Annotated in this window: 5 protein-coding genes; 4 read left to right on the top strand and 1 reads right to left on the bottom strand. The window is 73.1% G+C overall.

All coding sequences use genetic code 11. From position 1 onward, the window contains the following. Nucleotides 1–56 precede the first annotated feature (56 nt). Together ACH4TG_RS10330 and ACH4TG_RS10325 are read left to right on the top strand one after the other, a co-directional pair. Complete coding sequence (locus ACH4TG_RS10330) at nt 57–2948, top strand: discoidin domain-containing protein (protein WP_398241759.1); 2892 nt, start codon at nt 57–59, stop codon at nt 2946–2948. A gap of 1526 nt (nt 2949–4474) precedes the next feature. After that, on the top strand, nt 4475–5875 hold the full coding sequence (locus ACH4TG_RS10325) for a glycoside hydrolase family 76 protein (RefSeq protein ID WP_398241758.1): 1401 nt from the start codon (nt 4475–4477) through the stop codon (nt 5873–5875). Nucleotides 5876–5970: 95 nt separating this feature from the next. Here the strand turns inward: ACH4TG_RS10325 and ACH4TG_RS10320 are convergent, their stop codons facing one another. Further along, on the bottom strand, nt 5971–9408 hold the full coding sequence (locus tag ACH4TG_RS10320) for a glycoside hydrolase family 3 C-terminal domain-containing protein (RefSeq protein WP_398241757.1): 3438 nt from the start codon (nt 9406–9408) through the stop codon (nt 5971–5973). 372 nt (nt 9409–9780) lie between these two features. Here ACH4TG_RS10320 and ACH4TG_RS10315 point away from each other — a divergent pair, with 372 nt between their 5' ends. Continuing rightward, on the top strand, nt 9781–11679 hold the full coding sequence (locus tag ACH4TG_RS10315) for a M1 family aminopeptidase (RefSeq protein WP_398241756.1): 1899 nt from the start codon (nt 9781–9783) through the stop codon (nt 11677–11679). 276 nt (nt 11680–11955) lie between these two features. After that, nucleotides 11956–13860 carry a LuxR C-terminal-related transcriptional regulator gene (locus ACH4TG_RS10310; protein ID WP_398241755.1) on the top strand — a complete coding sequence of 635 codons (1905 nt, stop codon included), beginning with the start codon at nt 11956–11958 and terminating at the stop codon, nt 13858–13860. The last annotated feature ends 826 nt before the right edge of the window (nt 13861–14686 follow it).

The raw sequence follows: 14686 nt of genomic DNA, 5'->3' as shown, positions 1-14686 counted from the left end.
CAACCCCGACCACCCCACGCACCGCTCCCAACTCCCTTTCGGCAGCAGGAGGAATCGTGCACCGGAGAACCACCGCCACCCGGGCCGTCATCACCGCGGGACTGGCCGCGGCACTGGCGCTCACCGCGACAGGCGCCCTGCCATCAATCGCCACCGCGGCGTCCACGCCCCCAACCGCCTCCCCGACGAGCATCACCATCGGCGGCACGTGCCTGGACGACCCCGGGTCCAGCACGCGCGACGGCGCGACCGTCCAGCTCTCCGCCTGCGACGGGTCCGCAGGCCAGGACTGGACGTGGCAGGACGACGGCCGGCTGACCGTCACACCCGACGGCGCCACCACCAAGTGCCTCGACATCACCGGTGGTTCGAACGCCACCGGCGCTCTCGTCCAGCTCTACCGCTGCGCGAACGGCGCGACCCGGCAGAAGTTCAGCCATCTGCCGGACGGCACCGTCTACAGCCCCAAGTCCGGCAAGTGCCTGGCCGTGCAGGGCGGCGCCGTCGCGGAGGGCGCCCGCGTCGGCCTCGCGGTGTGCGACCCCTCCCAGGCGGTCCAGCAGTGGAGTTCGGGCAGCGCGCGCCGCTCCGCGTACACCCTCAGCGCCGGGGCCGGCCTGTCCTTCTCCAACGGCGACGACTCACCGTCCAGCCCCTACATCGACGCCGACGGCACGTTCTACTACCAGTCCGCCCACGCCCTCTACGGCAACGATCCGCGCAAGTGGAGCTTCTTCTCGGGCACCGACTTCGACCACGTCTCCCTCGACCCGATCAGCAACGCCGTCAACCCGGCCAACCCCTCGGACAGCAACGCCGACACCACCTGGCGCTGCAACAACAGCCCCACCGGGTCGAACGCCACCGCGTCGCCCACCGGCACCACCTACACGCAGCCCAACTACTGCGACCTGATGGGCGTGTGGGTCGACCCGGACACCGGCTGGTGGTACGGCCTGGTGCACAACGAGTTCACCGGGCAGCCGTTCGGCGACGGCCTCCACTACGACGCGATCGACTACGCCGTCTCCAAGGACAAGGGCGCCACGTGGACCATCCGGGACCACGCCCTCACCTCCCCCTACAGCACGGTCCGCGGCGACACCCAGGCATTCCCCCAGCAGACGTACTACTACGGCGACGGTGACCCGCGGCTGTTCGTCGACAACGCCTCCGGCTACTTCTACGTCTTCTACGCCACCCGCGTCGTCACCAAGCCCGGCACGGCGGGCGGTTCGGTCTGGCTCCAGCACGTGGCGCGCGCCCCGATCTCGGGCAAGATGGCCGCCTCGTCGTGGCGCAAGTGGTACGACGGCGCGTGGCAGAGCCCCGGCGTCGGAGGGGCGGAGAGCGACATCATCCCGGCCGACGGCGGCGGCAGCGGCTACGTCACGCCCGGCGAGGACTACCGGCCCACCACCGGCGGCGGCGCCTCCGGCCAGGTCGCGGACGGCACCATGCCCGGCGACTCCCAGCTCACCGTCATGAACATCGCCTGGGACGCCTACCTCGGCAAGTACATCGGCACCCCGCAGAACAACATCGCCCAGCGCACCGGGAACTACACCCCGCTGCACCTCTACACCACGGACGACCTGGCCACCCAGAAGTGGACCGACCTCGGCCTGGTGCCCGGCACCGACAACGCCTCCTGGTACCGCTGGCTCGTCGACTCCGGGAGCAGGACCGGCTCCACGGTCGTCGGGAAGACGTTCCGCTCGTACTGCTCCATCGAGTGCGGCAGCAGCGCGCGGGAGATCACGGTGGCCGCCCGCAGCACCGCCGACCTGCCCAAGTCCCCGGTGGACAGCGGCCTGACGTACACGATCGCCGCCGGGAACACCACCTACCTCCGGCAGTCAGGGGACGCGCCGGCCACCGGGACCGGCGGTTCCGGCACCGGCCGGCAGTGGAGGTTCACCGCGACCGGGGACGGCTTCTACACCGTCACCAACGCCGCCACCGGACAGGCCCTCGGCGTGGGGACGGGCAACGCCGGGCGCGCCTGGAACGCCCCCGTGACCGCGAGCGCCGTCGGTGCCGCCCCGACGATCGGCCAGCAGTGGTCGCTGCAGGCCATCACCCGGGCCCACGGCCCCAAGGGCGCCTCGACGGCCACCGGTGCCTACCGGCTCGTCAACCGCTACAGCGGCCTGGCCCTCAGCCTCACCGAGCAGGGCGGGCAGTCCGTCGTCACCGCTCCTCAGCGCAGCTGGGACAACGTCGGGACGGGCGGCGACACCCGATCGGTCAGGGCGCAGACCCTGACCTTCACGCCGGCCGGCGGCACCAGCACCGGCACCGTCGCCCTCACCGACCCCGGCGACCAGAGCGGGCCGGCGGGCGCGGCCATCACCCCGCTGCAGATCACCGGTACGGACTCCGGGGCGGGGCAGCAGCTCACCTACACGGCCACCGGGCTGCCCCGGGGGCTGACGATCTCCGCGTCCGGCCTCATCACCGGCACGCCGGTCAGTGTCGGCACCACGACCGTCACCATCACCGCGACCGACGCGGGCGGCGCCGCCGGCTCCCTCACCCTGAGCTGGACCGCCACCGGAACGGACCTGGCGCAGGGCCGCCCCACGACGGCGTCCTCGGTCGAGGCCGCGACGTTGCCCGCCTCCAACGCGACGGACGGAAACCCGGCGACCCGCTGGGCCAGCGACTACACCGACCCCCAGTGGCTCCAGGTCGACCTGGGCACTTCGCGCACCATCAACGAGGTCAAGCTCTCCTGGGAGGCTGCCTACGGCAAGTCCTACGAGATCCAGGTCTCGGACGACGCGACCACGTGGACCACGGTCCGTTCGACGACGACGGGCAGTGGGGGTACGGACGATTTCACTGGTCTGAACGCGGAGGGTCGGTACATCCGGATGTACGGGACGGAGCGGGGTAGCGGGTACGGGTACTCCCTGTACTCCTTCGAGGTCTACTCCTTCTGAGCTCCCCTGAGCCCCCCACCGGCCGGCACCCGGGGACATCCCCCGTTCCCCCTCCGGCCGGTGGCCGGGCCCCGACCCATCCGCCCCACGGGGGGCGGTGGCCCGGCCACGAACCCGTCTGCCCCACGGGGGCGGTGACGACCTGACGGCCGCGCCGTGGCTGGTCGCGCAGTTCCCCGCGCCCCTGGCGGTGCACCTTCGGTGGGTGGGGTCGGGGCCGCCACGGGAGTGTCTCCTCGGAACTGTGCGTGCGGGTCCTTTCGTGAAGTGACCCGGGGGGATGCACAGTTCCTGCGGGGACACTCCCGCACCGTCCCCTCCCAGCCCGGCCCCCGTCTGCGGGAGGAATGGGGACGGCGTCCATCCATGGGGGCGCGGGGTCCCCCAGCGCGACCAGCCACCACCGGTCCGCACCCGGCAACGCACCTCCTGGGGTACCCCGGCTGCCCGCCCCGAAGGGGCGATGCTCCAGGAGCGCGGGGAACTCCGCGCCCAGCCACAACGCATGCCGCGCACGGCAAACCACCGGGCGGGGCACCCCGGTTGCCGAAGGGGCGCGGGGAACTGCGCGACCAGCCACAGCGGGCCGAAGGACGGCAACGACGCCCAAGGGGCAGCCCGGTTGCCGTGGGGCGCGGGGAATTGAGGCGGCGGCGGCAACCGGGCTGCCCGTGCCCGTGTTTTGCCGTCTGCCGCACCGTCGTGGTTGCCCGCGGAGTTCCCCGCGCCCCTGGAGCATCGCCCCTCCGGGGCGGGGGTCGGGGCTGCCCCCCGAGGTTGCGTGCCGGGCGCGCGCACCGGGTGGGCAGGGAAGCCCGGACCCATTCCTCCCGCAGACGGGGGCCGGCCCGGGAGGGGACGGTGCGGGAGTGTCCCCGCAGGAACTGTGCACACACCCGGGCAAGCCAAGGGAAGAACCCGCACGCACAGTTCCGAGGAGACACTCCCGTGGCGGCCCCGACCCCACCCACCGAAGGTGCACCGCCAGGGGCGCGAGGAACTGCGCCACCAGCCGAGACGAGACCAGCACACGGCAGAGCAGGCCCGGGGGCACCCCGGACCCCGCCAGGGGCGCGGGGTCCCCCAGCGCTTCGCCTGGGAGGTGCCCCCAGCGCGACCAGCCACGACGAGACCAGCAGACGGCAACGCGCAGCGCGAGGCACCTCGGTTGCCGAGGGCAACCCGGATGCGGAGCAGCCAGAACCAGACCAGCAGACGGCCACGCGCAGCCAAAGGCACGCCCCGACACCACCCCCGGATGGGGGCCGGGCGCCGTTGACATGAACCGGGCAAGGCGGTGTCCTGAAGGGGCCCCCAGGTCCGCCCACACCCCCCACCGTCGGAACGGCGGCGCCCGCCGCCAAGGAAGCGGAGCCATGGTCCCTCTGACCCCACGTCACGCCCGCCGCGCAGGCAAGAGCGCGCCGCCCAACGACCCCGCCCGCCGCGCAGGCTCAACCCCGCGCACTCCAGGAAAAGCCGCGGCCGCGGCCACAAGCACGCTCGCCGCCCTCCTCCTGAGCCTCGTGCCCGGAGCCGTCCTGCCCGCCGGCCAAGCGCAAGCGGCAACCGCGATCTGCAACAACTACTGCGACGGCCGCGACCCGGCCGCCGCCCCCTCCGAGCGCGTCCCGGTCAGCACCTCGATCTACTCCCGCAGCATTCAACTCCACATAGATGACAACGATGCCATGGGCTGGGCCAGCATCGACAACGGCAACCCGGGCGACGAGGTCTGGCTCGACCGGTCCTTCGACGGGGGCGCCACCTGGGCCTCCGGCAGCAAGCTCGGGGACACCTCGACGCCGTCCGGATCCCGCGGCTGGCGCACCCTGATGTACAACGTGGACGACTGGAGCAACACCGGCGTCGGCGCCCTCCGCGCGTGCGGGAAGGCCGGCGACCGCCCGGAGATCGCGTGCACCGCCTGGGCCCGGTCCAACTGGAACGCGTGGAGCCCGAGCACCGCCGCGGCCACCACGCTGATGATGAGCTGGGACCGCGGCACTGGCCTGTTCGGCGGCAACGGCTGGTGGACCGCCGCCAACGCCCTGACCTCCGTGATCGACAACATCCGCACCAGCGGCATGCCCAGCTACACGTACGCCGTCTCCCGCACGTACGACCTCAACGTCAACGCGCGCGAGGGCAGTTTCCGCAACGACTACCTCGACGACACCGGATGGTGGGGGCTGGCGTGGGTCGACGCCTACGACCTGACCGGTGACAGCCGCTACCTGAACACCGCCCGCGCCGACGCGGACCACATGTTCGCGTACTGGAACGGCACGTGCGGCGGCGGCGTGCAGTGGAACGAGACCAACGCCTACAAGAACGCCATCACCAACGAGCTGTACCTGGAGCTGAACGCGGCCCTGCACAACCGGATCTCGGGCGACTCGGTCTACCTGGGCCGCGCGCAGAGCGAGTGGTCGTGGTTCCAGGCCAGCGGGATGATCAACTCCTCGCATCTGATCAACGACGGTCTCAACGGCAGTTGCGTCAACAACGGGCAGCCCACCTGGACGTACAACCAGGGCGTGGTGCTCGGCGGCCTCACCGAGCTGTACAAGGCCACCGGCGACAGCGGCCTGCTGACCACCGCCCGCACGCTGGCGAACGCCTCGACGACCGCGTCCGCCATCAACTCCTCGGGTGTGCTGCACGATCCGGGCGAGTCGGACGCGTGCGACAACGACGGGGCGTCGTTCAAGGGCGCGTACATCCGCGGCCTGCGCGACCTCGACAAGCAGCTGTCCGACCACCCGTACAACGGCTACCTGGACACCCAGGCGAACGCGGCGCACGCCAACGACCGCAACGCCCTGGACTCCTACGGACCGCACTGGAACGGCCCGTTGACCGGCACGGGGTACGGCTGCCAGCAGAGCGCGCTGGACGCGCTCACCGCGTCCGAGGCCACCTGACCGCGGCCCCGGAGCATCCGCAACCGTGAGATGCCGCCGCCCGCCCCGGAGTTCCGGGGCGGGCGGCGGTCATGTGCGGGTGGTGCGGAGGACGGTCAGCCGATGGAGACGGCGAACACGTGGATGCCGCTGTCGTTCGGCAGCGTCACCAGTGCGACCGTCTTGGACGGGTCGAGCGCCCCGCCGGTGGTGTAGAGGCTCACCGCGTGGTTGCCGAGGGTGTCGGTCGGCGGGCGGTTCCAGTTGGCGGTGGTGACCGCCAACTGGCTGTTGCCGCTGGCCTTGTTGCTGTACCAGTCGGGGAAGTCCACCGCGACGTCGGCGGTCGTCCCGTCGGTGTACGTGACGTGGACCGTGCCGGAGTGGGCCGAGCTGATGCCGGTGCCCAGCAGTCCGATCCTGCTGCCCTGCCCGGAGACCCGGATGGCCTGCCCGGCGGTGGCCACGTTGTCGGGCTGTCCCGGCGTGGTGTTCGGCCAGGCGTAGGTCAGGCCGTTCGCGGTGACCTGCGCGCCGGGCGTGTAGCCGACCGCGGCCAGCTGGGTGGCGGACAGGCTGTAGCCGCCCGGGTCCAGCTTGCCGGTGCTCGGGTCGCTGTCGGCGCTGATCCCGGCGTTGTTGAACGCGGCGGCGACCGACGCGTAGGGCACGGTGGTGCCGGCCTTGGCGCTGCGCGACTGGCTGCCGCCCAGGTCGTACGCGGCGGTGCCGGTGAACGCGGCCGCGCCCGGGGTGGCGCCGGCCGGCGCGGTGACCTTCCAGGTGGTGGTGGCGGTGCCGTGCGGGCCGACGGCGGGCACGGTCGTGGAGGAGCCGGCCGCGGGGGTCGCGGTCCAGCCGTCCGGCACGGTCAGCCCGAGGCGCAGGCCGGCGGCGGTGAAGTCACCGTCGTTGGTGAACTTCGTGGTGACCGTCTGGGTGCTGCCCGCGTCGGTGGTGGCCGGCGCGCCGACCGCGACGGACTGCACGCCGATGCTCTTGTGCACGGTCACGGCCGTGGTCAGCGGGGTGTCGGCGGACGACTCGCCGACGTACAGCGGGTAACGGCCGTCGAGCACCGTCCAGCCGTGGGCGCTGCTGTCCCACACCCGCAGGTCGTCGGCGTGCAGGGTGAGCTGCACCGTCCTGGTCTGGCCGGGCTTGACGGTGACCTTGGCGAACGTGGCGAGCGTCTTGGGCGGTTCGCCGGAGCCCGCGGGGTGGCCGAGGTAGAGCTGGACCACGTCGGAGCCCGTGCGCCGGCCGGTGTTGGTGACGTCGACGGACACGTTCACCGGGGCGCTGCCGTCGGGGGCGACGGTCAGGACGCCGGGCGCGGCGCGCAGGTTCGACAGCCGGAAGGAGGTGTACGCCAGGCCGTAGCCGAAGGGGAACAGCGGGGTCTGGTTCTCCTGCTGGTACCAGCGGTAGCCGACCTCCAGGCCCTCGCTGTAGGTGTAGACGCCGTTGACGGCCGGGTAGCGGCCGGGGGCGGCGGCGGTGGGGGTCTGGGTGTTGCTGGCGGGGAAGCTGACCGGCAGGCGGCCGCCGGGCTCGGCGTCGCCGGTGAGCAGCGCGGCGAGCGCGTTGCCGTCCTCTTGGCCCGGGTACCACATGTCGAGGACCGCGGGGACGTCGGACAGCCACGGCATCAGCACCGGGGCGCCGGCCCTGACGACCACGATGGTGCGGGGGTTGGCGGCGGCGACGGCCCGGATCAGGTCGTCCTCGTTGCCGGGCAGCGCGAGGGTGGTGCGGTCCGAGCCCTCGCTGGAGGAGTCGCCCACGACGACGACCGCGGCGTCGGAATTGGCGGCCGCGGCGGCCGCGGCCTGCAGGGTCGGGTCGGGCACGCCGGGCGCGGACCAGCCGATGGAGACCGAGGCGCCGCCGGCGTTCTCGTAGTACTCCACCTTCAGGGCGTGCGGCTCGCCGGCGGTCAGCTGCACCGCGGCGCTCTTGACGGTGCTGACGCCGTGGTCGCTCCAGTTGTCGGCGATCAGCTTGCCGTCGAGGTAGATCCGGCTGCCGTCGTCGCTGGTGGCGGCGAAGGTGTACGCGGCCGTGGCGGGCGCGGTGACGGTGCCGGTCCAGCGGGCCGAGAAGCCGTCGGCGGGCACCGACGGGTCGGGCGAGCCGGTGCCCCAGTCGAAGTCGATCGTGCTGTCGTTGCGGGTCAGCACGGGGGTGCCGGAGAGCGTCTTGTTGGCGAAGTACTGGCCCTGCAGGCCGCTCAGCGCGGATGCCGGGATCGGCGGGAAGCCGCTGCCCTGGCCGGCCTTGACGGCGGTGATGTCGACGCCGGAGCCGAGCCGGGAGCGCAGCCCGGTCAGCGGGTCGACCTTCTTGTACGGGGTGACCGCGGAGCTGCCGCCGCCGCCGGTGATCGCGGTGTCGGCGTTGGGGCCGATGACCGCGAGCGAGGTCAGCTCGGAGGTGTCCAGCGGGAGCGTGGCGTGGTCGTTCTTCAGCAGGACGCTGCCGTCCTCGGCGGCCTGCCGGGCGAACGCGCTGTCCGCCTCGTAGTCCACGGTGGGCGGCGGCTTCGGGTCGAACAGCCCGGTGCGGAACTCCAGTCGCAGGATGCGGCGGGCCGCCTCGTCCAGCACGGACTGCGGGACCTGCCCGGCGGCGACGGCGGCCGGCAGCTGCTGGAAGTAGGTGGTGCCGCTGAACTCCTGGTCGAGGCCGGCGAGCGCGGAGGCGACGGTGGAGTGGTTGGCCGGGTAGTCGGTGTCGATGACGCCGTCGAACTTCCAGGTGTCGACCAGGATGTCCTTGAGGATCTGCGCGTTCTCGCAGGCGTAGGTCCCGTTGACCTTGTTGTACGCGCACATCACGGACCAGACGTGGGCGTCCTTGACCGCCTTCTCGAAGGCGGGCAGGTAGATCTCGTGCAGGGTCCGCTCGTCGATGTTCGAGCTGGAGGTGGTGCGGGCGTTCTCCTGGTTGTTGCCGGCGTAGTGCTTGACCTGCGCGCCGACGCCCTGCGCCTGGATGCCCTCGATCTCGGACGCGGCGATGCCGCCGGCCAGTTGGGGGTCCTCGCCGAACGTCTCGAAGTCGCGGCCGCCGAGCGGGGTGCGGACGATGTTCACCATCGGCCCGTAGATCACCTGGTATCCGCGGGACTTGGCCTCGGTGCCCATCACCGTGCCGTACTGGCGGGCGAGTTCGGTGTCGAAGGAGGCGGCCAGGGAGACCGGGGAGGGCAGGGCGGTGGACGGCTGGCCGTCGCGGACGCCACCGGGCCCGTCGGTGAAGCTCATTCCGGGGATGCCCAGCCGGTCGACGCCGGGGGTGTAGCCCGTGGCGTGCGAGCCGGCCGGCTTGCCGACGGCCGTCATCAGGCCGGCCTTCTCGGCGTTGGTCATCTGCTGGAGCAGCAGGTCGATCCGCTGCTCCACGGGAAGGGTGGTGTCCAGCCAGGGCCGGGCGGCGGTGCCTCCGGCGGTCTCGGTTCCAGAACCGCTTCCGGCGGCAGCGGGCACTGCCAGGGGTATGGCCAGCGCGGCGGCTGCTGCTGCCGCGACGGCCAGACGGGCCATGCGCATGCGACTCTCCAAAAGTTCGTCCGCGGTGCGGGTTCACAGGATGAACGCAAACGAGTCGCAGTCTGCGCGTGAGCCGACAGTGCGTCAAGAACTTGAACGCTATTCCCATGGCTGAACGTTCACGTGTCCACTACTGCACGTGCGGGGCCAGGGTGCTCCGGTTGCGGGCCACGGGGGAAGGGCCGCAGGTGGCGTAGGGAAATCCCTAGAGCTGGGCGGCGGGGGTTACCGGCGGGTCGCCACGGGCCCAGACTCTCGGGGCGTCCAGGTGGTTCCGCCACCGGGCGTCGGACCTCGCCCCCCACTCCCGGCACCGGCCCTTCGGACCGCGGCGCCGCCACGAGAGGAACCGATGCAACGATGAGACGACCGATGAGACGCCGACGGCTGCTGCCCCTGGTGGCGGCCGCGGGCGCCGCGGGACTGGTCGTGACCGCGGCCGTCGCGGGCGTCGCCCAGGCCGGGACGCGGGCCGCCGCACCGGCCACGGCCTGCACGCCCACCCAGGTCGTGGCCAACGGCGGCTTCGAGAACGGGACGTCGCCCTGGACGAGCTCCAGCGGCGTCATCACCAGCGGCGGCGGTCAGAGCGCGCACGGCGGCACCCGGTTCGCCTGGCTGGACGGCTACGGCTCGGCGCACACCGACACCCTGTCGCAGGCGCTGGCGATCCCGGCCGGCTGCGGCACCGCCACCCTCACCGTCTGGCTGCACGTCGACACCGCCGAGACCACCGCGACGACCGCCTACGACACGCTCACCGCGAAGCTCGGCGGAACCACCCTGGCCACCTACTCGAACCTGGACGCCGGCAGCGGCTACGTCCAACGCACCTTCGACGTCTCGTCGTTCATCGGGCAGAACGCCAGCCTGTCCTTCACCGGCACCGAGGACTCCGGCCTTCAGACCAGCTTCGTCGTCGACGACGTCGCGCTCGGCACCTCCGGCGACGGCGGCACCACCCCGCCCACCACGCCACCGACCACTCCCCCGACGACCCCGCCGGCCGCCGACAGCACGCGCACGCCCGCGTCCCCGGCCTACACGGTGAACCTCAGCAGCGACACCGCCGGCACCACCTGGACCGGGCACGAGAGCGTCACCTTCACCAACGCCTCCGCGGCGCCGCTGGGCGACGTCTACCTGCGGCTGTGGGACAACTACCACGGCAGCTGCCCCTCCACCCCGATCACCGTGACGAACGTGACCGGAGGCACCCCGTCGGCGCTGTCCGTGGGCTGCACCGCCCTGGACGTGGCCCTGCCGACCCCACTGCAGCAGGGCCAGAGCGGCACGATCGGCTTCGACCTGCGGATCGTGGTGCCCAGCGGCGCCGACCGGTTCGGGCACGACGGGGCGTTCGCGTTCCTCGGCAACGCCCTTCCGGTGCTGGCGATCCGCGACGGCTCCGGCTGGCACCTGGACCCGTACACCAACAACGGCGAGTCCTTCTACTCGCTGGCCGCCGACTTCCACGTCACGCTCGACCACCCGTCGAACCTGCTCGTGCCGGCCACCGGCACCTCGGTGGACACCCCGGGCGCCGCCGGCCGCACGGTCACCACCGCGACCGCCGCCAAGGTCCGCGACTTCGCCTGGGCGGCCGGGGCGTTCAGCAAGGTGTCGGGCACCTCGCCGGGCGGCGTGCCGGTCAACGTGTACGCGGTGAGCGGGATTTCGGCCGCCAGCGCGCAGTCGATGCTCAGCACCGCGGAGTCCGCGATCGACGCCCACGCGGCACGCTTCGGCGCGTACCCCTACGGCGAGGTCGACGCGGTGCTGGACAACAACTTCTGGTTCGGCGGCATGGAGTACCCCGGCTTCGTGCTGGACCTGGTGAGCACCAACGCGCTCACCCACGAGCTCGGCCACCAGTGGTTCTACGGGATCGTCGGCGACGACGAGTACAACAGCCCCTGGCTTGACGAGGCGTTCACCGACTACGCCACCGACCTCGCCGAGGGCAAGACCGGCTCCGGCTGCTGGAGCAGCGTCTCCTGGCAGTCCTCCGCCGAGAAGATCACCAACTCGATGGCGTACTGGGACGCGCACTCCTCCCGGTACTCCACCGTCGTCTACGGCTACGGCAAGTGCGCGCTGCACGACCTGCGCCGGCTGATCGGCGACAGCGCGATGACCACGCTGCTGCACGACTACGCCCAGTCCCACTGGTACGGGGTGTCCACCACCGCGGAGTTCAAAGCCGCGGCCCAGGCGGCGACCAGCACGGACCTGACGTCCTTCTGGACCCAGCACCGGATCGACGGGTAGCGCCCGGGGCCGCGTCCCGGCGGGAACGGCCTGCGGCCCGCCCCGGACGCAGAGCCCGTCCCCCGAACCGCCCCGCCCGGCAGGTCCCCCACGCTGCCGGGCGGGGCGCACCACTTCCCGTCCTGCCCTCCCTGTCACCGCCCTTGGCGTTTCCTGTGGCGCCATTGACCGGCGGCCCAAGCCTTCCGACACTGGGATCACCCGCCCCACTTGTCAGGAGCACGATCGGCCGGCCGCCGCATGCCGCCGAACGGGCCGGATCCGGAAGGACCCGGGATGACCGAAGCGACGGGCCCCACCCCGTACAGCGCCCCCGAGCCGCGGGGCACCACCGGCAACGTCCCCGCACCCCCAGGACTCGCGGACGCCGCCCCCGCGCCGCCGGGACTCGCGGACGTGGCCCCGGCGCCATCGGGACCGGCCGACGCCGCCGCTCCCGCGACAGTCGACACCGCCTCGGAGCCGCCGGAGTTCACGGACGGCCAGAACCGCTGGCTGCTCGCGTCCGTGTCCGGCGCGCTGGCCGACGCCGCCTCCGCCGCCCGTCTTCGCGGCGCCCCCGCGGTCGCTGCCCGGCTCGCCCAACTCGCCGCGGACCACGCCCCTTCGGGCGGGCAGGTGCCCGGCGTCGCGCTGCGTCTTGCGGCCGCCGAGGACGCCGTCGCGGCCGGCGACTACCCGCTCGCCCGGCGCCTGGCCCACCAGGTGCTCGCCAGGACCGAGCGGCCGGCCGACCGCGTCCGCGCCTGGATCGTCGTCGTCGACTCCAGCGGGCAGGCCATGGCCGAGATCGCCGACGTCTTCCCGCAGGCGCTCAGAGACGCCCGCGACGACCCCGAGCTGCTGGCCCGCCTCCACCACCGGCTGGCCTGGCGCGCCTGGATGGTGTCCGGCTCGGCGGCCAAGGCCCTTGACCACGCGGCGCGTTCGGCGGTCCTGGCGCGCGCGGCCGGCGACCGCCGCACCGAGACCCTCGCCCTCACCCAGCAGGCCGCGCTGGAGTTCTACCTCGGGCGGCCCGAGGCCGAACGCACCCTCGCCGACGCCCTGGCCGCCCCGCAGGACCCGCGCGTGCTCTTCGACCACAACGGCCCGGTGTTCCTCAAACACCGCCGGCACCTGCTGCACGACCGCACCGACGAGGCGCGCACCGAGCTGCGGGCCCTCATCTACACGGTGCGGTACCGGGGTTCGGCCGAGAGCCTGTGCCAGTGCCTGTCCGGGCTCGCGCAGGTGGAGATCCTGCGCGGGCGGTGCGCGCGGGCCCTGGACCTGGCGCAGCAGTGCCTCGAGGTGACCGAGCGGGCCGGTCTGAGCGAGGGGCCCGCCTGGTACGCGGCCGCCCTCGCGGAGGCGGCCGGCGGCAGCACCGAACGCGCGCTGGCCGCGGCCGAACGGGCCCGGCGGCACAGCGAGGACGACGACGACCAGCTGTTCCTGCCGCGCGCCCTGCACGCCGAGGGCCATGTGCGGCTGCTGCGCGGGGAGACGGCGGAGGCGGTACGGGCGCTGCGGCGCGCCCGGCGGCTCGAACTCGCCCAGGGCCAGGGCGATCCCGCCGTGCGGCGCTGGCACGGCGACCTGGTCGAGGCGCTCGTCGCGGCCGGCCGCACGGAGGAGGCGGCGGGCGTGATCGCCGAGACGCGGACGCAGGCGGTGCGGCTGGGGCGGCGCGGGGTGCTGGCCGTGCTCGACCGCTGCGGGGCGCTGGTCAGCGCGTCGCGAGGTGAACTGGACCTGGCTCTTGTGCAGTTGGGAAGGGCTCTGGCCGGGCTGGCGGCCGTTCCCTATCCCCTGGAGGAGGGGCGCACGCGGCTCGCCCTGGGGCGGGTCCGTCTTCGCGCGGGTGAGGTCGCCTTGGCGCGGGCGGCCTTCACCGAGGCGGTGCGGGTGTTCACGCGGTGCGGGGCGGGGCCGTGGCGCGAGGTCGCTCTCGCTGAGGTGGACGCCTTGGCCCTTCCCGGACCGGGGTCGGACGGAGCGGGCGGGCCCGCTCTCGATCGGCTCACCCCCGTGGAGCGGCGGGTCGCTCTCCTCGTCGCGCGAGGGGCCACCAATCGCGAGACGGCGGCGGCTCTTTCTGTCAGCGTGAAGACGGTCGAGGCGGCTCTGACCCGTACGTACCGCAAGTTGGGGCTGCGGTCGCGGGTGGCCCTCACCCGCACTTTTCTCACTCCGTGAGGGTTCGCCGCTTCTCCTTGCCCCCCACCGGGCCTCGCTTTCCCCCACTCCCCCCGGCCCCGTCCGGCCGCCCCTCCCAGGGCCGTGCCCCCCTGTCCACGGCGTTCCCCCGGCCTACGGTTCCCCGCGCCCCTCGGCAACCGGAGTGCCTCGCGTTGCGCGTTGCCGTCTGCTGGTCTCGTCGTGGCTGGTCGCGCTGGGGGCACCTCCCAGGCGAAGCGCTGGGGGACCCCGCGCCCCTGGCGGGGTCCGGGGTGCCCCCGGGGCGCCATCGCCGTGTGCGGCGCCGTTGTGGCTGGTCGCGCAGTTCCCCGCGCCCCTGGCGGTGCACCTTCGGTGGGTGGGGTCGGGGCCGCCACGGGAGTGTCTCCTCGGAACTGTGCGTGCGGGTTCTTCCCTTGGGTTGCCCGGGTGGATGCACAGTTCCTGCGGGGACACTCCCGCACCGTCCCCTCCCAGCGCGGCCCCCGTCTGCGGGAGGAATGGGTCCGGGCTTCCCTGCCCACCCGGTGCGCGCGCCCGGCAACGCACCCTCGGGGGGCAGCCCCGACCCCCGCCCCGGAGGGGCGATGCTCCAGGAGCGCGGGGAACTCCGCGAGCAATCACGACGGTGCGGCAGACGGCAAAACACGGGCACGGGCAGCCCGGTTGCCGCCGACGACGCCGCCGCAATTCCCCGCGCCCCACGGCAACCGGGCTGCCCCTTGGGCGTCGTTGCCGTCCTTCGGCCCGCTGTGGCTGGTCGCGCAGTTCCCCGCGCCCCTTCGGCAACCGGGGTGCCCCGCCCGGTGGTTTGCCGTCTGCGGCATGCGTTGTGGCTGGGCGC

The organism is Streptomyces sp. NPDC020917, from assembly GCF_044333795.1.
GTDB lineage: Bacteria > Actinomycetota > Actinomycetes > Streptomycetales > Streptomycetaceae > Actinacidiphila.
Note: the sequence above shows the minus strand (reverse complement) of the source record. Positions and strands in the feature narration are given on the sequence as shown.

What these genes read in the sequence shown, in the direction of transcription:
- ACH4TG_RS10320 (WP_398241757.1), bottom strand. Translation starts at nt 9,408, where the DNA reads ATGCGCATGGCCCGTCTGGCCGTCGCGGCAGCAGCAGCCGCCGCGCTG.
- ACH4TG_RS10315 (WP_398241756.1), top strand. Translation starts at nt 9,781, where the DNA reads ATGAGACGCCGACGGCTGCTGCCCCTGGTGGCGGCCGCGGGCGCCGCG.
- ACH4TG_RS10310 (WP_398241755.1), top strand. Translation starts at nt 11,956, where the DNA reads ATGACCGAAGCGACGGGCCCCACCCCGTACAGCGCCCCCGAGCCGCGG.